Consider the following 19542-nt stretch of genomic DNA (forward strand, 5'->3'; position numbering starts at 1 on the left):
CAGCCGCGGCGGCGCCACAGAAACGAGAGCCCCGGCGTGCCGGGGCTCTCGAGGACTTGCGTGGGTGCGGCGCGAAACGCCGCGCAGCCGCGGCTAGCGATAGGCCGATTCGTCCGCGTGCAGGTCGATGTTCTTGCGGTCCTTGAGGAACAAGAGGCCGATGACGAACGTCATCAGCGCGACGACGATCGGGTACCAGAGGCCGAAGTAGATGTCGCCGGTGGCGGCGACGAACGCGGTCGCGAGCAGCGGCAGCATCCCGCCGAACCAGCCGTTGCCGATGTGGTACGGCAGGGACATGGAGGTATAGCGGATGCGGGTCGGGAACAGTTCGACCAGCATTGCCGCGATCGGGCCGTACACCATGGTCACGTAGATCACGAGAATGGTGAGGAGCACCAGGATCATGCCCTTGTTCATCTGGGCAGGATCAGCCTTGGACGGATAGCCGTGTGCCTTGATGACGTCGCCCAATTCCTTGGACAGTGCCTTTTCCTTGGCAGCAGCTTCATCCTTCGGCAGCGCAGCAGCGTTGTACGACTGAATCACCTTGTCGCCAACCTTGACGGAAGCGACGGTGCCCGCAGGAGCAGCTTCGTTAGAGTAGTTCACCGAAGCAGCAGCCAGCTTGGCCTTGACGATATCGCAGGAAGACGTGAACTTCTTGGTCCCGGTCGGGTTGAACTGGAACTGGCAGTCTGCCGGATCAGCGACCACGACAACCGGCGAGTTCTTGATCGCGGTTTCGAGGGCCGGGTTGGTGTAGTGGGTCAGCGCGCCGAAGATCGGGAAGTAGGTCACTGCGGCGAGCAGGCAGCCGCCGAGGATGATCGGCTTGCGGCCAATCTTGTCGGACAGCGAGCCGAACACGATGAAGAACGGCGTACCGATCACGAGTGAGGCAGCGATCAGCAGGTTGGCCGTCGCGCCATCAACCTTCAGGGTCTGGGTCAGGAAGAACAGCGCGTAGAACTGGCCGGTGTACCAGACCACTGCCTGGCCGGCGGTCAGGCCGACGAGCGCCAGGATAACGATCTTCAGGTTCTTCCATTGGCCGAAGGACTCGGAAATCGGAGCCTTGGAGGTCTTGCCTTCCGCTTTCATCTTCGCGAAAGCCGGGGACTCGTTCATGGACAGGCGGATCCACACCGAAACAGCCAGCAGGAACACCGAGACCAGGAACGGAATGCGCCATCCCCAATCAGCGAACGCAGCTTCACCGATCGCGGTACGGGTACCGAGAATCACGAGCAGGGACAGGAACAGGCCCAGGGTCGCAGTGGTCTGGATCCAGGCAGTGAACGCGCCGCGCTTGTCTTGCGGAGCGTGCTCTGCAACGTAAGTTGCAGCGCCGCCGTACTCACCGCCGAGCGCAAGGCCTTGCAGGATGCGCAGGGAGATCAGGATCACCGGTGCGGTGATACCGATCGAGGCATAGCCCGGGAGCAGGCCCACGCCGAAGGTGGACATACCCATGATCAGGATGGTGACCAGGAAGGTGTATTTACGGCCGATCATGTCGCCGAGGCGGCCGAAGACCAGCGCGCCGAACGGACGGACGATGAAGCCCGCCGCAAATGCCAGCAGCGCGAAAATGAATGCGGTGGTGGGGTCGGTGCCGGCAAAGAACTGTTTCGCGATGATCGCTGCCAGTGAACCGTACAGGTAGAAGTCATACCATTCGAACACGGTGCCCAGCGAAGAGGCGAAAATAACTTTCCGCTCTTCTGCCGTCATGCCGCGCGCAGCCGTTGTCTGAACTGTCGCCATGCTTATCTCCTCGTTAATTAATATGAATGTGCAAAGACTCTTGCCCATTTATTGCACATGCGGAGTGTGCGACTGAAACCTTACGTCACGCTTGCTTCAAACTTACAGAAACTTACAAGAAACAGGATCGCGGTATGGTGGTTTTCACTCTGGGAGATGCATTTTTCAGGGGGGATGGATTCTCGATCTTACGTTTGCGAACGATCGTGCTAAAAATGTGATATTCTGGTGTTTCGATAAGAGTTCATGTCGGCCGGCGGCGTCTGCGGACGGCAAGCTGCGGGCCCCGGCTGCCGACTTGGACTCGACATGCAGCAAGGCTGAAAAGCCGGCAGGAAAGTACGCGTACCGATTCGCACAAGTACATAAATCAAATTCAACTCAAGGAGCTCCAAATGACAGATGCCGTGATCGTATCCACCGCCCGCACCGGCCTGGCCAAATCCTGGAAAGGCGCTTTCAACATGACCCACGGCGCGACACTGGGCGGCCACGTGCTGAAGGCAGCCATCGAGCGCGCGAAGATCGACGCCGCTGAAGTGGAAGATGTCCTGATGGGTTGTGCGACGCCTGAAGGCGCAACGGGAAGCAATATTGCGCGTCAGGTCGCGTTGCGCGCCGGTTGCCCGGTGACGACCGCCGGCATGACGATCAACCGGTTCTGCTCCTCCGGCCTGCAAACCATTGCGATGGCATCGCAACGCATCATCGCCGGCGAGGGCGACGTTTATGCGGCAGGCGGCGTCGAGTCGATCTCCTGCGTGCAAAACGAATCCAACCGTCACATGATCATGGAGACCTGGCTGCAGCAGAACAAGCCGGAAGTCTACTGGCCGATGCTCCAGACTGCGGAGAATGTCGCCAAGCGCTATAACATTAGCAAGGAGCGCCAAGACGAGTACGGCGTGCAGAGCCAGTTGCGCGCCGCTGCTGCGCAGGCTGCCGGCAAGTTCAACGAAGAAATCGTACCGATGACCACCATCATGGGCGTAGCCGACAAGCAAAGCGGCATGCTGATGACGAAGGAAGTGACGATCTCTGCCGACGAAGGTATTCGCGCCGACACGACGCTGGAAGGCGTCTCCAAGATCCGCACTGCGATCCCGGGCGGCGTGATTACCGCTGGCAATGCCAGCCAGTATTCTGACGGCGCATCAGTCGCCATCGTGATGAACAGCAAGCTTGCGGAACAGAAGGGCCTGAAGCCGTTGGGCATCTTCCGTGGCTTTGCGGTTGCGGGTTGCGAGCCGGACGAAATGGGAATCGGCCCGGTATTCGCGATTCCCAAGCTGCTGAAAAAGGCCGGCCTGAAGGTGGAAGACATCGGTCTGTGGGAGCTGAACGAAGCCTTCGCCGTGCAAGTGCTGTATTGCGCCGACAAGCTCGGCATCCCGATGGATCGCCTCAACGTGAACGGTGGCGCCATTGCAGTCGGCCATCCGTATGGTGTTTCCGGTGCACGCCTGACCGGACATGCGCTGATTGAAGGCAAGCGTCGCGGAGCGAAGTACGTCGTGGTCACGATGTGCATCGGCGGCGGGCAGGGCGCAGCCGGACTGTTTGAAGTCGTGTGATGTAAAGCGTGGGCGCCCGGTGCAACCGAGGCGCCCACGTTCGCATTGGGCGCCTCGGTTGCCATTTGGTGCCCGTCATCCTTGATATTGCTCACAATCGCGTGTGGCGGTGATTCCGCACGCACGGAGGACCATCATGCAATCGAAAATCGTTTCCCGGCGCGACCTTGAATTTGTGCTGTATGAATGGCTCAGGGCAGAGGATCTGACCGGTCGCGCGCGTTATGCCGATCATTCGCGCGAAACCTTCAATGCCGCGCTGGACACCTGCGAGCAGATTGCAACCGATCTGTTCGCGCCGCATAACAAGAAGAATGACCAGGAAGAGCCTCATTTCGACGGTGAAAAGGTCCACATCATTCCGGAAGTGAAGACTGCGCTGAAGGCGTTCTGCGATGCCGGGCTGATGGCCGCAGGGCAGGATTACGATTTTGGCGGCATGCAGCTGCCATGCCTGATTGAGAAGGCCGGCCTGGCCTATTTCAAGGGCGCCAATGTCGGCACCTCCTCGTATCCGTTCCTGACCATCGGGAATGCCAATACCCTGCTTAAATGCGGCACGCCAGAACAGATCGACACCTTCGTCAAGCCAATGATGACCGGCCGTTTCTTCGGCACCATGTGCCTGTCCGAACCGCAGGCCGGCTCGTCGCTGTCCGATATCGTCACGCGCGCCGAACCGCAAGGCGACGGCACCTATCGCCTCAAGGGCAACAAGATGTGGATCTCGGCCGGCGAGCATGAACTGTCGGAGAATATCGTGCATCTCGTGCTGGCCAAGGTGCCGGATGAAAACGGTAAGCTGATCCCGGGTGTGAAGGGCATCTCGCTATTCATCGTTCCCAAATTCCTGGTCAACGCTGATGGCTCGCTCGGCGAGCACAACGATGTGGTGCTGGCCGGCCTGAACCACAAGATGGGTTACCGCGGCACCACGAACTGCCTGCTGAATTTCGGCGAAGGCAAGTTCAAGCCACTGGGCAAGGCCGGCGCGGTCGGCTATCTAGTCGGTGAACTGCACAAGGGCCTCGCCAACATGTTCCACATGATGAACGAGGCGCGCATCGGCGTCGGGCTCGGCGCCGTCATGCTGGGCTACACCGGATACCTGCATGCGCTGGAATATGCGCGCGAGCGTCCCCAGGGCCGCCATCCGATGGCGAAGGATCCGGCGCAGCCGCAGATTCCGATCATCCAGCATACCGACGTCAAGCGCATGCTGCTGGCGCAGAAGACTTATGTGGAAGGCGGACTCGGGCTGAACCTCTTCTGTGCAAGATTGGTCGACGAGGAAAAGACAGCGGAATCGGCGGAAGTGCGCAAGCATGCCACGTTGCTGCTCGACATCCTGACGCCGATTGCCAAGTCATGGCCGTCGCAGTGGTGCCTGGAAGCCAACAGTCTGGCGATCCAGGTCCACGGCGGCTACGGCTACACCCGCGAATACAACGTCGAGCAGTTCTATCGCGACAACCGCCTGAACCCGATCCATGAAGGCACGCATGGCATCCAGGGCCTGGATCTGCTGGGCCGGAAGGTATCGATGCAGAACGGTGCGGCATTCAAGGCGCTCGCGCTCGAAATGCAGAAAACGATGGCACAGGCGCAGGAATTGTCTGAGCTTGCCGCTTATGCGAAATCCCTGGGCGCCGTGTTGCTGCGCGTTGAAAAGGTAACGCAGGCGCTGTACGCGGCCGGCGACCTGAACAAGACCCTCGCCAATGCGTCGGTCTATCTCGAAGCATTCGGTCACATGGTCGTCGCCTGGATGTGGTTGCAGCAGGCCATTCTTTCGGTCGGCAAGAGCGGTCACGACGCCGACTTCTACAAGGGTAAGCTGCAAGCCTGCGCATTCTTCTTCAAATGGGAACTGCCGAAGGTGCAGCCGCAACTGGATTTGCTGGAAAGCATCGATATCACCACGCTGGAAATGCAGGACGCCTGGTTCTGAACATGAAGCAGCGCAATGCATGGGTCACGAAGTCCGAACAACATAGATAAAGGAGGCACTATGCGTACGACAAAAGAATTGCTGAACCTGACAGGCAAGACGGCCTTGGTCACAGGTGGTTCGCGCGGTCTCGGTTTGCAGATCGCCGAAGCGCTCGGCGAGCAGGGCGCGAAACTTGTACTGTCCTCGCGCAAGCAGGCGGATCTCGATGAGGCTGTCGCGCACCTGAAAGAGCGCGGCATCGAAGCGAGCGCCATCGCCGCCGACCTGTCGAAGGAGAGTTCGATCGCACCGCTGGTCGCGGAAACGCTCCAGCGCCTGGGGCATATCGACATTCTCGTCAACAATGCCGGCGCGACCTGGGGCGCACCCGCGGAAGACTATCCGCTGGAAGCGTGGGACAAGGTAATGAACCTGAACGTGCGCAGCATCTTCCTGCTCTCGCAGGCGGTCGCGAAGCAATCGATGATTCCCCGCAAGTACGGCCGCATCATCAACGTCGCCTCGATCGCCGGCCTGGCCGGCAACGGCCCGGACAGCATGCAAACCATCGCCTACAACACGTCGAAGGGTGCGGTCGTGAACTTCACGCGAACGCTGGCCGGCGAATGGGGCAAATACGGGATCACCGTCAACGCGCTGGCGCCGGGTTTCTTCCCGTCCAAGATGACCAAGGGCGTGCTGGAAAGCTTTGGCCAGGAGGCATTGGCCAAGGCTGCGCCGCTGCAACGCATCGGCGACGATGAGGACCTGAAGGGCGCGGCATTGCTGTTCGCGTCCGATGCGTCCAAGCACATCACTGGCCAGATTCTTGCGGTTGATGGCGGCGTGTCTGCGGTTCACTGATGGATACGTCAAAGCCACAACCATTTCCCGCTGAAATCCCGTTCCTGCATGACCTCGGCGTGGAATTCATCCGGATGGAAGATGGTGAGGCGGAAGTCGCGCTGAGCCTGTCGGAGCGCCACATGAACAGCTGGAACGTCGCGCATGGCGGCATCATCATGACCCTTCTCGACGTGGCAATGTCCATGGCGGGAAGGTCGCTCGACCCGGATGCGCGCGGCGGCGTCACGATTGAAATGAAGACCAGCTTTTTGCAGCCAGGTGGTCACCCTGGCGGGCGCATCATCGCCAGGGGCAAGGCCTTCCACCGCGCACGAACCATCTGCTTCTGCGAAGGCGAAGTGTGGAATGACGACAAGCTGGCAGCCAAGGCGATCGGCACGTTCAAGTACCTAAAACGCCTCGACGTTGCAAAGAAGCTGGAACACGAGTAAGCCCGTGCAGCCTGCGGCGCGCACTGTTCCCGGCACAACTGGGACACGCGCTGCAACTGCTCTCACTTTCTTCTGAATAAGCGAGCACACAATGAGCACATCGACTACTTACAAACGCATGGTCCTTGCCTCCCGCCCGCAGGGGCAGGTTGTTCCCGAAAATTTCCGTCTCGAAGAAGTGCCGGTGCCGACACTGAAAGACGGGCAGGTATTGATCCGCAACCATTTCCTCTCGCTCGATCCTTACATGCGCGGCCGCATGGAGGAGAGCAAGAGCTATGCTGCGCCACAGCCTTTGAACGAAGTCATGGTCGGTGGCACGGTCGGCGAAGTGGTCGCATCGAAGAACCCGGCATTTGCTGTTGGCGACAAGGTCCAGGGCATGCTCGGCTGGGCCGAAATGGGTGTGTCGGACGGAACCATGCTGCGCAAGGTCGACACCACGCACGTCCCGATGTCGGCCTATCTTGGCGCAGTCGGTATGCCCGGGATGACGGCATGGTACGGCCTGACGCAGATCATGCATCCGAAGCCGGGTGAGACGATCGTCGTCTCCGCCGCAAGTGGTGCAGTGGGCAGCGTTGTCGGGCAGTTGGCCAAATTCCATGGCTGCCGCGCGGTTGGCATTGCCGGCGGTGCGGAGAAGTGTGCTTATGCCGTGAACGAGCTTGGCTTTGATGCCTGCGTCGACTACAAGGCGGGCAATCTGGCGGGCGACCTTGCCAAGGCCACACCGAATGGCATCGATGCCGTTTTCGAGAATGTCGGCGGCGAGGTTTTCGATGCCTGCCTCGCGCGCATGAATCCCTTCGGACGCATTGCCTTGTGCGGCCTGATCGCGGGTTATAGCGGCGAACCGATTCCGCTGAAGAACGTGCGTGCCTTCCTTACCATGCGCCTGAACGTGCAAGGTTTCATTGTCTCCGAGCACATGGAACTGTGGCCGCAGGGACTGACCGAGCTGGAAGCGCTGGTGGCAATCGGCAAGCTGAAGTTCAGGGAATCCATCGCACAGGGACTGGAATCGGCGCCGGATGCATTCATTGGTCTGCTGAAGGGAAGGAACTTCGGGAAGCAGCTGGTCAAACTGATCTGAGTTCAACCAGCCGATTGCGCGGAGACCGCATGCCAGACCTTATTCTTCATCATTATCAGAATTCGCCCTTCTCGGAAAAAATCCGGCTGATGTTCGGCTTCAAGAAGCTGGCATGGAAGTCGGTGCTCATTCCGCCGGTGATGCCCAAACCGAACCTGACAGCGCTGACCGGCGGATATCGCCGCACGCCCGTGCTGCAGGTGGGGGCGGACATCTATTGCGATACTGCACTGATTGCCGATGTGCTGGAGCGGGTCGCGCCGTCGCCCTCCCTGTATCCGGCGCCGGTAACCGGATTGGCGCGTACGCTTGCACAATGGGCTGACGCGACCCTGTTCTGGACCGTGATCGGCTATGTGTTCCAGCCCATTGCGATTCCTCACCTGCTCGGGCCGCTGACGCCGGAGCAGATGAAGGCATTCGGTGCCGACCGTGCAGCGATGCGCGGCAATGCGCCGCGCATGACGGCGCAGGAAGCGACCGGTAATCTCAAGGTGTACCTGCGCCGGCTCGATGACATGCTGGCCGATGGCAAGCGTTATTTGCTCGGCGCGCAGGCAAGCATTGCCGATTTTTCGGTCTATCACTGCATGTGGTTCATTCAGCTCGCGCAACCGCTTGCAGGCATTCTGGATGATGTGCCGCGACTGAAAGACTGGGTTGCACGGATGGCGGGTGTCGGGCATCACCAGTCGGAAATGCTGAGCGCCGAACGGGCGCTGGAAGTTGCGCGCGACAGCACGGCTGCGGAGACGAGAGGCTTCCCGTTCGTCGACACGCACGGCGTTGCGCTGGGCGAGCGCGTCTCCATCATGCCGACCGACTATGCATTCGATCCGGTCGAAGGCGAACTCGTCATTTCCGCTGACAACGAGTTCGCGGTACGACGCGAAGACCCGAAGGCGGGCAGAGTGGTAGTGCACTTTCCGCGTATCGGTTTCCAAATGAAGAAAATCTGAATCAATCAGCTGGCAGGAGACAACATGAAAGAATTCCGGAACAGGGTGGCCGTCATTACCGGCGGCGCAAGCGGCTTCGGGCGCGAGTTTGCAAACATCGGCGCAAGAGTGGGCATGAAACTGGTGCTGGCCGACGTGCAGCAGGACGGATTGGAGAAGGCAAAGGCCGAACTGGAAGCCCAGGGCGCGCAGGTCATCGCGGTTCGTTGTGACGTGCGCAAGGCGGAGCAGGTGCAAGCGCTGGCCGATGCCGCGATGGAGAAATTCGGCGCTGTTCATCTCGTCTTCAACAATGCCGGCGTGGGCGCAGGCGGCCTTGTCTGGGAAAACTCCATCGCCGACTGGGAATGGGTGCTTGGGGTAAATCTGTGGGGTGTGATCCATGGCGTGCGCACGTTCACGCCACTGATGCTCGAGTGTGCAAAGAAGGACCCCGGTTACGAAGGTCATATTGTGAATACGGCGTCGATGGCCGGGTTGCTGAATGCGCCCACCATGGGCGTCTACAACGTCTCCAAGCATGCCGTCGTATCCTTGTCCGAATCCTTGTTCCATGACCTTCAGTTGATCAAGGCACCGGTTGGAGCGTCAGTGCTGTGTCCATATTTTGTTCCCACCGGGATCAACCAGTCGCATCTGAATCGCCCTGATGATGTGAAGAGCGATGCAGTTCCCACGACAAGCCAGGTCGTCGCCCAGGCGATGTCGGACAAGGCTGTGACTTCAGGCAAGGTAACCGCCGCGCAGGTCGCGGAGCGAACCTTCGACGCCATCAAGGAAGACAGGTTCTACATCTATTCGCATCCCCATGCCCTCGGCAACGTGCAGACACGCATGGAAGACATCGTCCTGCAGCGAAATCCTAGCGACCCTTATGCCGCTGCGCCACAGATTCGCGAAGCACTGCAGGCCCAACTGGGCGTGAAGTAAGGGGGAAACGATGAGCGCACCCATTCAATCCAACCAATTCGCAGCGCTGCCCAATGGCATTCGCCTGCATTACGCCAGTGCCGGTGAAAAGGGCAAGCCGCTGGTCCTGTTCGTGCATGGCTTTCCCGAGTTCTGGTACGAATGGGAAGCGCAACTGCGCGAATTCGGCGGCGAATACTTTGCCGTGGCACCGGACTTGCGCGGCTTCAATTTGTCGGACATGCCTGCCGACCCTGCAGCCTACAAGGCGAAACATATCGTCGATGACCTGCGCCTGCTGGCGGAGCACCTCGGCTATGAAAAATTCGTGCTGGTCGCGCATGACTGGGGCGGTGCGATTGCCTGGAACCTTGCCATCGCCTTGCCGCTGCTGCTGCACAAGCTCATCATCGTGAACTCGCCGCATCCTTACCTGTTCATGCAGGCACTGGCGAACGACCCTGCGCAGAAGGCGGCGAGCGAGTACATGAACTGGCTGCGCGCGGAAGGCTCGGAAGGTGCGCTTGCGAAAGATGGCTTCGCGAAGCTCGAAAGTCTGCTGAACGGCATGGGGCAGGCACCGACGCCCTGGTTTACTGGCGAGGTACGAGCGAAATACCACGAGTGCTGGTCGCGCGGCCTGACCGGTGGCGTCAATTATTATCGCGCGTCGCCTTTGCATCCGCCGACATCCGATCATCCCGGCCCGCTGAAGCTGCAAATGAACCCGGCCGATTTCCGCATCACGGTACCCACGCGCGTGATCTGGGGAGAAAAGGACATTGCGCTGCCGAAGTCGCTGCTCGACGGGCTGGATGAAGTGGTCGACGACCTCGAGATCGTCCGCATCCCGGACGGTTCGCATTGGGTCGTGCACGAGCAACCGGAACGGATCAACAGCCTGATTCGCGGGTTTCTTGCTGACTAGGATCACCCGAAAAGCTGGTGCCGGGGCAGCCTGGCATCCATGTCGTCCCGTGCGCAAATCGTTCATAATTAACGGCTGAATATTTTCTGGCACACAAGATGGCACGCGAAGATTTTTCCTTCTTTCATTCCTTGCGTGTCCGTTGGGCAGAGGCCGACATGCAAGGCATCGTCTTCAACGGACATTACCTCACCTATTTCGACGTCGCGTTCACCGAATACTGGCGCTCGACCGGTCTGCCCAGCGTCCTTCAGCAGGCCAGCGACGGACGAGAAATGTTCGCGCGCAAGGCGACCATTGAATACAACGCGCCTGCACGTTTCGATGACGTTCTCGATATCGGCGTGCGCTGCGCCGGCTTCGGCAGGACCTCGGTGCGTTTCGTACTCGAGATTTTCCGCGGCGACCAGCATCTGATCTCGGGTGAACTGGTGTATGTGTATGCGGATACCGCAGTCCGGAAGGGCGTGCCCTTTCCGGAGGAGTGGCGCGCAGTCCTGAGCCGGGTCGAAAAAGTCGCACCGGTCGCTGCATGAACATCCGTCTGACGATTGGCGATTGGGACACGCAGCGCTCCGATGCGCAGATGATCCGTTACGAGGTGTTCGTCGTCGAGCAGAAGGTTCCGCTGGAGATGGAGTGGGACGAGATGGATCGCGAGTGCGTTCATGCCGTCGCCTATGATGCGGGCAAGGCTGTGGCTACCGGGCGGCTGCTGCCGGACGGGCATATCGGCCGCATGGCGGTGGTGAAGGCGATGCGCGGACAGGGAGTCGGCGGGGCCGTACTGCAGGCGTTGATGTCCGAAGCCCGCAAGCGCGGCGACCCTGCGGTCCTCCTGCATGCGCAGAGCCATGCCGAGCAGTTCTACCGCCGTTTCGGTTTTGTGCAGGAGGGTGAGGAATTCATGGAGGCGGGCATACCGCACATCACGATGCGGCATGCGTTCCGCTGACAGTCCTTTTAGCGGATGACGTGCTCGCGCAGTTTCGCGGAGTCACGGGCGTGGATTTGCGCAACGGTCGAGGAACGCGTTCCATACTCCGGCGACTCGATGCACACCGCCGACAACATTCGTTCCCATTCCAGGCTCACGCCGGTTTTCGGCAGGCGGCAATCAGATGCCCGCGTCGTATCGGTCAGCATGTCGAAATAGGCTTCTTCCGGTGCGCCCTGGCACAAGAGGCTGGCAAACTGCGCCTTGGTTCTGACTACTTTGGGCCATGGTGAATCGAGTGACGCATTCGATAGGCCGTAGATGCCTGAGGGCAGAGGCTTGCCGTTGCGCTCGTCATCCGCGCGATTGGAGTACCAGATCAGTGAATCCCGATTGCCGACGAGGAGATTGAATCCATTGAATCGGTCGGCATCGGCCGAGATCGTTTCTACATATTCCTCCGGTGACGTGTTGCCCGTGAGGTAATCGGCAACCAGCGCGCCGCGTGTCGGTGCATCGTCGCGTCGCTCTGACGGCGCGCGGATATTCGTGATCGCCGCAAACCTGCCGTCGCGTGTCACGCCCATCCAGGTACCGCCGCCGCGCAGGTCACGCCCGGCATACACATCCGGATGATCGTCCCACCAATCGGCAGGGACGGCAGGGCGATCATAGAATTCATCGCGATTACCGGCAGCGACCAGCGGCATGCCGGGAACAACCTGCCAGGCGAATACGATCAGGCACATGTAGAAACATCCACAAAAATTTCTGTATGACGGGGGCCGTCGATGAGCGCGGCCAGGCCAGCGTGCGCGATTGCGCGCCCAAGTGTCGCCTCGAAGCCGGCAGGCACTGCGTGGTAAATTTCCATCCACGTCTGCCCACCATCCTTTTCGTCCGGGCGGCGCTTGAGTTCGCAGACGATACCATATTCCTGGACGATCGATCCTTGCATGCCCAAAACCCGATCGCGCAAGACCTCGACATTGTTCACCGGGACGCGATAATAGATATACAAATCCATGGCCGCGTCGAAGGCCGTCAATCAGGCGGGAAGGGCGTAAGGCAACTGGCCAAACCTGAGTACAGTGCCTCCAGCGGAGCCGAGGTGGATGGAGCCTTCTTCCGCAGCAACCGTTTTCACTTCCACCAGGCAGTCGGTGCCGCCTTGCAGGTTGGGTTCCGCATTCACGACCATGCCGCAAGGTTGCTCGGGATCTTCACTCGAGAACAATTCCATGCCGGGCCGCGCCGCCATTCCGTCAAGGGTGGCGAGCAGCATTCTGCGTTTCTGCTTGCCGAGGTATTGGCTACGGGCGACGATCTCCTGACCGGGGTAGCAGCCTTTCTTGAAGTTGACGCCGCCGATCAATTCGAAATTGACCATTTGCGGAACGAACTGCTCCTGCGTTGCCTGCGTGATGAGGGGAATTCCCGCGTGGATGTCGGTCAGGTGCCACAGCGATGCGCCGACCGGTGTGAATATCTTGACGAGTTCCGGCCAGGCCTGTTCGGCCACGGCGACTGGCGCGACCCACTGAAAGCGCGGCTCGCCAAGCGCATCCGGAAGACGGATCAGGCTGCCGGACGGAGAGTCGGTCTTTGCAAATGGCGTCGTGGGGATGGTGGGGAACCACGCCTTCAGTGCATCAGCTGCCGAGGCTCCGCCGAGGCCGAGCACGGCATGCTGGTCCGAGAGGTCATTCAGCTTGACCTTCGCCCGCAACACGAACATCTGCAAGCGCTTTTGCACGGCGGGCTGGATTTGACGCGACAATTGCAGCATGATTGCATCCGCCGTTTTCCACATCAGGAAACTGGCCAGCATGCGACCTTTCGGCGAACAATAGGCTGCCAGGCGCGCTTCCCCGGACGACAAGTGTTCGACGTCGTTGGTCAACTGGTTGTGCAGGAAAACGAACGCATCATCCCCGGTTGCGCCGATCAGGCCGACATCGGTCAAGGGGGCGACGAAGCTTCGCGGAAGTGCTGCCGGACGGGGAAATTCGGCGATCGGTACTCCACTGGAGTCATCGATCGCGGCGCCGTTCTGGCTCAGGAATTGCAACCATGTATTCATAAATGCGGTCCTACCTAAAGTAAATTAGCGCTACAGCCATTATCATTCTGGGTTGATTATAGAGAGGTCTGAAAGACTCGGTGGCATCAACCCCAGCCGCGACCCGGATTCTGAATTTGCCAAGGTTTTGTTTTGATCAAGAAATTTTTTCTTTTTGTTATCGCCATTTCCACCTTGTTCGCCGCGCTGGTCTATTTCTGGGCGCACCAGCCGATCATCGGCGGCGAGGAAAAGCCGGTGGAGTTTTCCATCAAGGCTGGCAGCAGTGTGCGCAGCAGCGCCGAGCAGATAGCCAGCGCCGGCGTACCGGTCAATCCGATGCTGCTCGGCTTGCTTGCCCGCATTAGCGGAAAAGGCTCCCGGCTGAAAGCCGGCAACTATGAACTGAAGCCCGGCACGACGCCGCTGAAGCTCATCGATCAGCTCGTACGAGGGGAGTTCGCCCAGGAAGCTCTGGTCATCATTGAGGGCTGGACGTTCCGTCAGATGCGTCAGGCGATCGCGACCCACCCGGCCCTGAAGCACGATACCTCCGGGCTGTCCGACAAGGAACTGCTCGCGAAAATCACCACGGAGTACACGAGGCCCGAAGGCTTGTTTTTTCCGGACACCTACCTGTTCGCCAAGGGGTCGAGCGATCTCCAGGTCTACAAACAGGCGCATGCCTTGCTGCAGAAGCGCCTGAACGATGCCTGGGCAAGGCGCGATCCGTCGCTGCCCTACAAGTCTCCGTACGAAGCGCTGATCATGGCGTCCATCGTCGAGAAGGAGACCGGGCTGAAGGCCGAGCGCAACCTGATTGCGGCGGTCTTCATTAATCGCCTCAAGCGCGGCATGCTGCTGCAGACAGATCCCAGCGTGATTTATGGCATGGGTGAGGCTTACCAGGGCAACATCCGCAAGCGGGACCTGGAGACCGACACGCCATATAACACGTACACCCGTGTCGGCCTGCCGCCAACGCCCATCTCCCTGCCTGGTGCGGAATCGCTGGAGGCTGCACTCAATCCCGCCAGGTCGGATGCGCTGTACTTCGTTTCACGCGGAAACGGGACGAGTGAATTTTCAAACAACCTGAACGACCATAACCGCGCAGTCAACAAATACCAGCGATAATGCCGTCTGCACAGGAAACAAGAATATCCATCCATGACAGTTGGCAAATTCATCACATTCGAGGGGATCGATGGTGCGGGTAAATCTACCCATCTGGACTTTGTCGCCGAATGGCTGAGAACGCAGGGCAAGACCGTCATCATCACGCGCGAGCCCGGCGGCACGCCGCTCGGTGAGAAATTGCGGGAGATCCTGCTGCATGAAAAGATGCATCTTGAAACGGAAGCCTTGCTGATGTTTGCGGCGCGCCGGGAACACCTGGCTGAGGTTATCGAGCCTGGGTTGGCGCGTGGAGACTGGGTGATCTCCGACCGCTTTACCGACGCCACATTCGCCTACCAAGGCGGGGGAAGGAAGCTCTCCCTGGACAAGCTCGAAGCCCTCGAAAAGTGGGTGCATCCGCATTTGCAGCCCGATCTGACCCTGCTTTTCGATGTTCCCCTCGATGTCGCGCGCGCGCGGCTGGATGCCACGCGCGAACTGGACAAGTTTGAACGGGAGAAGGCGGACTTCTTTGAATCGACCAGGAAGGAATACTTGCGCCGGGCAGCCCAATTCCCGGGACGTTTCAGGGTGATCGATTCGACGCAGGCGATCACAGACATCCGGAAGACGCTTGTAAACATCCTGGCAGGCATGTGACGTCATGACGCAGACTCTTTACCCTTGGCAGAACACCGCGTGGCAGCAACTGCAGCAGTTGCGGCAGCGCCTGCCGCACGCCATTCTGTTCCACGGACCGGAAGGCATCGGGAAGACAGATTTCGCCGAGCATTTTGCCCAGTCTCTGTTGTGCCAGGCGCCTTCGGCGGAAGGACATCCATGCGGCCACTGCGATCCATGCGGCTGGTTCGGCCAATACAACCATCCCGATTACCGCCGTGTCCGCCCCGAAGTGCTGGACGAAGACGAAGCCGGCGAAACGGAGGATGTCGAGGCGGGTGAAGGGAAGAAATCCAGCAAGACAAAGGCGCCCTCCAAGGAAATCAAGATCGACCAGGTCCGCGCACTGGCCGATTTCATGAACGTCTCGACCCATCGCCAGGGAATGCGCGTAATCCTGCTGTATCCGGCGGAAGTGCTGAATACCGCGGCAGCCAACGCCTTGCTCAAGACGCTGGAAGAGCCGCCGCCGCAGACCATGTTCCTGCTGGTGTCGAACAGTCTTGACCGCCTGCTGCCGACGATTTTGTCGCGCTGCCGAAAGTTTGCGCTGCCAATGCCGTTACAGGAAGAGTCACTGGCGTGGTTGCAGGAGCAGGGTGTTGCCGATGCCGATGTCTGGCTCGCCGAGCAAGGCGGAGCGCCACTCTCCGCACTGGCCCTGGCACAGACGGAAGAGCGCGAAACGATGGATGAATTCCTGCGCAGTCTCGCCAGGCCGGGAGTGGAAAGCGCCTTGAAAGCGGCCGAAAAGCTGCAGAAGGCGCCCGTTCCCACCATGGTCTCGTGGCTGCAACGCTGGCTGTATGATGTATTTTCCCTGAAACTGTCAGGCAGAATTCGTTATTATCCGCGCTACGGGAAAGAACTCACCGCGCTGGCGCAGCGGGCCGACACGACCGATTTGCTGCGCGTGCTGAAATCCGTCAAGGACCGTCGGGCGGTGGCGGAACACCCGTTGTCGGCAAAGCTTTTCATTGAAGATATGCTGCTGGAATATTCAGCCCTTTTTCCTTCGTAATGTCTTCCGAACGTAAAGGATAGTCATGGCAGAAGCACCCGCGATTCCGACGTCTTCCGCAGGCGGAGCCAACATTGCCCGCCCGTCCGTCCTGTCGCTGCCCATCAAGGAAAAGGCGGCCTTGTATGCCGCGTACATGCCTTTCCTCGCCAATGGCGGCATTTTCGTTCCGACCAACAAGCCGTACAAGCTCGGCGACGAGATCTACCTGATCCTCACTTTGATGGATGATCCAACCAAATATCCCATTGCCGGGAAGATCGCCTGGATCACGCCCGCCGGCGCGAACAACAACAAGGCGCAAGGTATCGGCGTCCATTTTTCCGCCGATGAGAGCGGACTGCGCGTAAAGCACCGCATAGAAGAATTGCTTGGCGCTGCGCTGCGCTCGTCCCGCGCCACGCACACACTGTAATCATCAATGAGCTATTCGCATCGCCTCGCCCGCCAGGAAGACCTGCCTGCAATTGTTGCCATCTACAACAGTACCGTCCCGTCCCGACAGGTAACCGCGGATACGGAGCCGGTTACCGTCGAGTCACGCCAGGCCTGGTTCGCTGAACATCAGCCCGAAAGGCGGCCTCTTTGGGTCGCGGAAGAAGATGGACAGATCATCGGCTGGCTATCCTATTCCAATTTTTACGGTCGCCCGGCTTACGCGGGAACGGCCGAGCTGTCGATCTATCTGCATGAGTTGGCGCGCGGCAAGGGCCTTGGCCGTTATTTTCTCACCAAGGCCATTGAACACGCGCCAAGCATCGGCGTACACACCCTGCTTGGATTCATCTTTGGACACAACATCCCCAGCCTGAAGCTGTTCGAAGCATTCGGTTTCGAAACCTGGGGCGATCTCCCCCGCGTGGCGACTCTCGACGGCGTTGAACGCGACCTGATCATTGTCGGCAAGCGCGTTGCCTGAACATAATTTCGGGGCGGCGCCGTTTGCCGTTCGTTCACCGAACTGCTGCCATGATCGAGATACGCCCGAGGGCGTAAAATGCGCACATGTTTATCGATTCCCACTGCCACATCAATTTCCCCGAACTGTCTGCCCGCCTGTCGGAGATCTTCCGGAAGATGGAAGACAATTGCGTAACGCATGCCCTTTGCGTGTCGGTCAACCTTCCCGAGTTTCCTCAGGTACTGGAACTGGCCGAAAAATATCCAAATATCTACGCATCAGTCGGCGTCCATCCTGACTACGAAGACACGCCTGAGCCGAGCGTGGAAGAGCTCGTCCGCCTTGCCTCCCACCCGAAAATCGTTGCCATCGGTGAAACCGGGCTGGATTACTACCGCCTCGAAGGTGACCTCGAATGGCAGCGTGAACGCTTTCGCCGGCACATCAAGGCTTCGCGTGCCACCGGCAAACCCCTGATCATCCATACCCGTTCGGCCTCCGAAGACACGATTCGCATCATGCGCGAAGAGGGTGCGGGAACTGAAGCAGGCGGGGCTGGCGGGGTGATGCATTGTTTTACCGAATCGCTTGAGGTGGCCGAGGCCGCAATGGAAATGGGTTTTTATATTTCCTTCTCCGGCATTGTCACTTTCAAGAACGCCAGGGACCTGCAAGCGGTTGCCAGCGCGGTGCCGCTGGAACGCATGCTGATCGAAACGGATTCTCCCTACCTCGCGCCCGTTCCGCATCGGGGAAAAATCAACGAGCCCGGCCTGGTCAGGCATGTCGCAGAATTTCTCTCCAGGCTGAAGGATGTTCCGCTGGAACGCGTCGCGCAGCAGACCACGGATAATTTCTTCACGCTGTTCAAACTGCCCTGCTGAGGAGTGCATGAAAAACCTTGAGCATCGCGAAATGCGGGAAGCCCGGATTTGTCTGGGGCGGAGAAAATCTATCGCGATGCTGGGCGCTGCTGGCCTTGCCCTCGGCATGCCGGGCATCGGGATGGCGGGCGCTTATGATGATTTCTTCCGGGCGGTAAAGGTGGACAACGACCAGGCGATCAAATCACTGCTTGCGCGCGGCCTCGACCCCAATCTGATCGAAGCGGAACGTGGAGATACCGGTCTCATCCTCGCCTTGCGAGAGAATTCCATGAAGGTATTCGATGTGCTTCTCAACGCAAGAGACATTAATCTCGAAGTGACCGCATTCAATGGCGATACCTCACTGATGATCGCATGCTATAAGGGAAACAAGCCGGCTGTCGAAGCGCTGCTGGCCAAAGGCGCTGAAGTCAACAAACCGGGCTGGACTCCATTGCATTATGCAGCCGCAATTGGCAACAACGAGATTGTGCAGATCCTGCTCGACAAGTCCGCGTACATAGACGCCGAATCGCCGAACAAGACCACGCCGATCATGATGGCCGCACGCGGAGGACATATCCTCACCGTCAAACTCCTGCTCGACGAGGGGGCAGATGCCACCCTGAAGAACGACATCGGGATGAGCGCCATTGATTTTGCGGTAAAGCACGGGCATGCGGATATCGCCGAGGGCCTGACTTATCGCCTGAAAAAAGCGGGCAAGCTGTAAAAAGCCGTGCTCGCAGAACCAGTTGCTGGTTCGTGCCCGAAATTGTTGAGTTCAGCCGAACTCGCTTCGGTTGCCCCAGATCCCGTACTGAATGGACTTCGCAGATTTCAGGAAGTGCTTCTTCAGGGCCTCCAGGTCCGAGGCGACATCTGGCGGAAAGCCTTGCCTGTCACCGCGAGTATCCGTCATCAGGTCATCCAGATAGCGCTCGCATTCAGGTGGTCGATTCCAGACCTCGGCAAGACGGTTGGCGACACGGGGAAATTTGACTGCCAAGGCATTTGGCCTTGTCTCCCTGGGTAGCTTCGCTAGCCACTTGAAGGTATTCGCAGCCAAGTCATTGTGGCTGCTTGCCCGTTGGCCTCGCGCGGCCAATCTCTTATCCAGCGGTGAAGCCGCATTTGCTGTTGTGGTCGGCCCGAGCGGGGACGCCTTTGCTTTTTCCAGCAAAACAGGTTCGCAGGGAATGGAATCCATCGCACCGACCTCCAACCATATGCAAGGCAGACAAGCGAGCATGTTGCGCCCCCCGATTATTTTGTTTCTTGTTGGGACGCAGGCAATGAAGCTGAAAATCCAGAAGATTTACAAATTGCAAAATTCGCAAAATATTAGCACCGACCGAATTAGTCGATTAATGAGTAATATCAATCGTGAATAGAGAGGGCATGGATTGACGCTATGAAATGTGTCGTTGCCTGCAAATTTCAGCAAGTAGTTGAGTCTTCAAGAAAAATGTCTTGACCTTGCAGGCC

The 19542-nt window shown here is 59.1% G+C and carries 23 protein-coding genes; 18 read left to right on the plus strand and 5 right to left on the minus strand.

Features of this window, described 5'->3' with window-relative positions:
- Positions 1–93: 93 nt before the first annotated feature.
- A complete protein-coding gene (locus VJ698_RS05985; RefSeq protein ID WP_324101805.1) occupies positions 94–1770 on the minus strand; it encodes an MFS transporter in 1677 nt (558 codons plus the stop codon).
- Between the two features lie 395 nt (positions 1771–2165).
- On the opposite strand from VJ698_RS05985, the gene VJ698_RS05990 reads away from it, so the two are divergent.
- From VJ698_RS05990 to VJ698_RS06035, 10 genes are all read left to right on the plus strand, one after another.
- Complete coding sequence (locus VJ698_RS05990; protein ID WP_324101806.1) at positions 2166–3344, plus strand: acetyl-CoA C-acyltransferase; 1179 nt, start codon at positions 2166–2168, stop codon at positions 3342–3344.
- Between the two features lie 136 nt (positions 3345–3480).
- Positions 3481–5295 (plus strand): acyl-CoA dehydrogenase, encoded by a 1815-nt coding sequence (locus tag VJ698_RS05995; RefSeq protein WP_324101807.1) that lies wholly within the window; start codon positions 3481–3483, stop codon positions 5293–5295.
- 60 nt (positions 5296–5355) lie between these two features.
- The gene (locus tag VJ698_RS06000; protein ID WP_324101808.1) at positions 5356–6141 is read left to right on the plus strand and encodes an SDR family oxidoreductase; all 786 of its coding nucleotides are present in this window, start codon (positions 5356–5358) and stop codon (positions 6139–6141) included.
- Positions 6141–6575: a PaaI family thioesterase gene (locus VJ698_RS06005; RefSeq protein ID WP_324101809.1), complete on the plus strand. Its 435-nt coding sequence runs from the start codon at positions 6141–6143 to the stop codon at positions 6573–6575. The genes VJ698_RS06000 and VJ698_RS06005 overlap by 1 nt, the downstream gene beginning before the upstream one ends.
- A gap of 91 nt (positions 6576–6666) precedes the next feature.
- Positions 6667–7671 carry an NADP-dependent oxidoreductase gene (locus VJ698_RS06010; RefSeq protein ID WP_324101810.1) on the plus strand — a complete coding sequence of 335 codons (1005 nt, stop codon included), beginning with the start codon at positions 6667–6669 and terminating at the stop codon, positions 7669–7671.
- Between the two features lie 29 nt (positions 7672–7700).
- Positions 7701–8630 carry a glutathione S-transferase family protein gene (locus VJ698_RS06015; RefSeq protein ID WP_324101811.1) on the plus strand — a complete coding sequence of 310 codons (930 nt, stop codon included), beginning with the start codon at positions 7701–7703 and terminating at the stop codon, positions 8628–8630.
- Between the two features lie 24 nt (positions 8631–8654).
- Positions 8655–9560 (plus strand): SDR family oxidoreductase, encoded by a 906-nt coding sequence (locus VJ698_RS06020; protein ID WP_324101812.1) that lies wholly within the window; start codon positions 8655–8657, stop codon positions 9558–9560.
- A gap of 10 nt (positions 9561–9570) precedes the next feature.
- Positions 9571–10467: an alpha/beta hydrolase gene (locus VJ698_RS06025; RefSeq protein WP_324101813.1), complete on the plus strand. Its 897-nt coding sequence runs from the start codon at positions 9571–9573 to the stop codon at positions 10465–10467.
- 98 nt (positions 10468–10565) lie between these two features.
- Positions 10566–11003 carry a thioesterase family protein gene (locus VJ698_RS06030; protein ID WP_324101814.1) on the plus strand — a complete coding sequence of 146 codons (438 nt, stop codon included), beginning with the start codon at positions 10566–10568 and terminating at the stop codon, positions 11001–11003.
- Positions 11000–11422, plus strand: coding sequence for a GNAT family N-acetyltransferase (locus VJ698_RS06035; protein WP_324101815.1), 423 nt, complete (start codon positions 11000–11002; stop codon positions 11420–11422). The genes VJ698_RS06030 and VJ698_RS06035 overlap by 4 nt, the downstream gene beginning before the upstream one ends.
- 8 nt (positions 11423–11430) lie before the next feature.
- Here the strand turns inward: VJ698_RS06035 and VJ698_RS06040 are convergent, their stop codons facing one another.
- The 3 genes from VJ698_RS06040 to VJ698_RS06050 are packed head-to-tail and all read right to left on the minus strand — an operon-like array spanning position 11431 to position 13487.
- Complete coding sequence (locus VJ698_RS06040; protein ID WP_324101816.1) at positions 11431–12153, minus strand: NRDE family protein; 723 nt, start codon at positions 12151–12153, stop codon at positions 11431–11433.
- A complete protein-coding gene (locus VJ698_RS06045) occupies positions 12144–12431 on the minus strand; it encodes a DUF4936 family protein (RefSeq protein ID WP_324101817.1) in 288 nt (95 codons plus the stop codon). The genes VJ698_RS06040 and VJ698_RS06045 overlap by 10 nt, the downstream gene beginning before the upstream one ends.
- A 21-nt stretch (positions 12432–12452) precedes the next feature.
- A complete protein-coding gene (locus tag VJ698_RS06050; protein WP_324101818.1) occupies positions 12453–13487 on the minus strand; it encodes a folate-binding protein in 1035 nt (344 codons plus the stop codon).
- 132 nt (positions 13488–13619) lie between these two features.
- Here VJ698_RS06050 and mltG point away from each other — a divergent pair, with 132 nt between their 5' ends.
- The 7 genes from mltG (at position 13620) to VJ698_RS06085 (ending at position 18787) form a co-directional block, all read left to right on the plus strand.
- A complete protein-coding gene (gene mltG / locus VJ698_RS06055; protein WP_414691116.1) occupies positions 13620–14603 on the plus strand; it encodes an endolytic transglycosylase MltG in 984 nt (327 codons plus the stop codon).
- A gap of 33 nt (positions 14604–14636) precedes the next feature.
- Positions 14637–15245, plus strand: a complete 609-nt coding sequence (tmk, locus tag VJ698_RS06060; RefSeq protein WP_324101819.1) for a dTMP kinase — start codon at positions 14637–14639, stop codon at positions 15243–15245.
- Positions 15246–15249: 4 nt separating this feature from the next.
- Positions 15250–16287 carry a DNA polymerase III subunit delta' gene (locus tag VJ698_RS06065; protein ID WP_324101820.1) on the plus strand — a complete coding sequence of 346 codons (1038 nt, stop codon included), beginning with the start codon at positions 15250–15252 and terminating at the stop codon, positions 16285–16287.
- A gap of 25 nt (positions 16288–16312) precedes the next feature.
- Entirely contained in the window at positions 16313–16702 is a 390-nt protein-coding gene (locus tag VJ698_RS06070; RefSeq protein ID WP_324101821.1) for a PilZ domain-containing protein, read from the plus strand.
- Positions 16703–16708: 6 nt separating this feature from the next.
- Positions 16709–17206, plus strand: coding sequence for a GNAT family N-acetyltransferase (locus VJ698_RS06075; RefSeq protein ID WP_324101822.1), 498 nt, complete (start codon positions 16709–16711; stop codon positions 17204–17206).
- Between the two features lie 86 nt (positions 17207–17292).
- A complete protein-coding gene (locus tag VJ698_RS06080; protein ID WP_324101823.1) occupies positions 17293–18072 on the plus strand; it encodes a TatD family hydrolase in 780 nt (259 codons plus the stop codon).
- A complete protein-coding gene (locus VJ698_RS06085; protein WP_324101824.1) occupies positions 18002–18787 on the plus strand; it encodes an ankyrin repeat domain-containing protein in 786 nt (261 codons plus the stop codon). Before VJ698_RS06080 ends, VJ698_RS06085 begins: the two co-directional genes overlap by 71 nt.
- A 51-nt stretch (positions 18788–18838) precedes the next feature.
- On the opposite strand, the gene VJ698_RS06090 is transcribed toward VJ698_RS06085, so the two are convergent.
- Positions 18839–19063, minus strand: coding sequence for a hypothetical protein (locus VJ698_RS06090; protein WP_324101825.1), 225 nt, complete (start codon positions 19061–19063; stop codon positions 18839–18841).
- Here VJ698_RS06090 and VJ698_RS06095 point away from each other — a divergent pair.
- The gene (locus VJ698_RS06095) at positions 19053–19448 is read left to right on the plus strand and encodes a hypothetical protein (protein ID WP_324101826.1); all 396 of its coding nucleotides are present in this window, start codon (positions 19053–19055) and stop codon (positions 19446–19448) included. The genes VJ698_RS06090 and VJ698_RS06095 overlap by 11 nt on opposite strands.
- Positions 19449–19542 lie beyond the last annotated feature (94 nt).

The sequence above is a fragment of the Noviherbaspirillum sp. genome, from assembly GCF_035254685.1.
Lineage (GTDB): Bacteria > Pseudomonadota > Gammaproteobacteria > Burkholderiales > Burkholderiaceae_D > Noviherbaspirillum.

Bases quoted from the DNA above. Each gene is read 5' to 3' on its own strand.
- VJ698_RS05985 (WP_324101805.1), bottom strand. From the start codon at position 1,770: ATGGCGACAGTTCAGACAACGGCTGCGCGCGGCATGACGGCAGAAGAG.
- VJ698_RS05990 (WP_324101806.1), top strand. From the start codon at position 2,166: ATGACAGATGCCGTGATCGTATCCACCGCCCGCACCGGCCTGGCCAAA.
- VJ698_RS05995 (WP_324101807.1), top strand. From the start codon at position 3,481: ATGCAATCGAAAATCGTTTCCCGGCGCGACCTTGAATTTGTGCTGTAT.
- VJ698_RS06000 (WP_324101808.1), top strand. From the start codon at position 5,356: ATGCGTACGACAAAAGAATTGCTGAACCTGACAGGCAAGACGGCCTTG.
- VJ698_RS06005 (WP_324101809.1), top strand. From the start codon at position 6,141: ATGGATACGTCAAAGCCACAACCATTTCCCGCTGAAATCCCGTTCCTG.
- VJ698_RS06010 (WP_324101810.1), top strand. From the start codon at position 6,667: ATGAGCACATCGACTACTTACAAACGCATGGTCCTTGCCTCCCGCCCG.
- VJ698_RS06015 (WP_324101811.1), top strand. From the start codon at position 7,701: ATGCCAGACCTTATTCTTCATCATTATCAGAATTCGCCCTTCTCGGAA.
- VJ698_RS06020 (WP_324101812.1), top strand. From the start codon at position 8,655: ATGAAAGAATTCCGGAACAGGGTGGCCGTCATTACCGGCGGCGCAAGC.
- VJ698_RS06025 (WP_324101813.1), top strand. From the start codon at position 9,571: ATGAGCGCACCCATTCAATCCAACCAATTCGCAGCGCTGCCCAATGGC.
- VJ698_RS06030 (WP_324101814.1), top strand. From the start codon at position 10,566: ATGGCACGCGAAGATTTTTCCTTCTTTCATTCCTTGCGTGTCCGTTGG.
- VJ698_RS06035 (WP_324101815.1), top strand. From the start codon at position 11,000: ATGAACATCCGTCTGACGATTGGCGATTGGGACACGCAGCGCTCCGAT.
- VJ698_RS06040 (WP_324101816.1), bottom strand. From the start codon at position 12,153: ATGTGCCTGATCGTATTCGCCTGGCAGGTTGTTCCCGGCATGCCGCTG.
- VJ698_RS06045 (WP_324101817.1), bottom strand. From the start codon at position 12,431: ATGGATTTGTATATCTATTATCGCGTCCCGGTGAACAATGTCGAGGTC.
- VJ698_RS06050 (WP_324101818.1), bottom strand. From the start codon at position 13,487: ATGAATACATGGTTGCAATTCCTGAGCCAGAACGGCGCCGCGATCGAT.
- tmk (WP_324101819.1), top strand. From the start codon at position 14,637: ATGACAGTTGGCAAATTCATCACATTCGAGGGGATCGATGGTGCGGGT.
- VJ698_RS06065 (WP_324101820.1), top strand. From the start codon at position 15,250: ATGACGCAGACTCTTTACCCTTGGCAGAACACCGCGTGGCAGCAACTG.
- VJ698_RS06070 (WP_324101821.1), top strand. From the start codon at position 16,313: ATGGCAGAAGCACCCGCGATTCCGACGTCTTCCGCAGGCGGAGCCAAC.
- VJ698_RS06075 (WP_324101822.1), top strand. From the start codon at position 16,709: ATGAGCTATTCGCATCGCCTCGCCCGCCAGGAAGACCTGCCTGCAATT.
- VJ698_RS06080 (WP_324101823.1), top strand. From the start codon at position 17,293: ATGTTTATCGATTCCCACTGCCACATCAATTTCCCCGAACTGTCTGCC.
- VJ698_RS06085 (WP_324101824.1), top strand. From the start codon at position 18,002: ATGTTCCGCTGGAACGCGTCGCGCAGCAGACCACGGATAATTTCTTCA.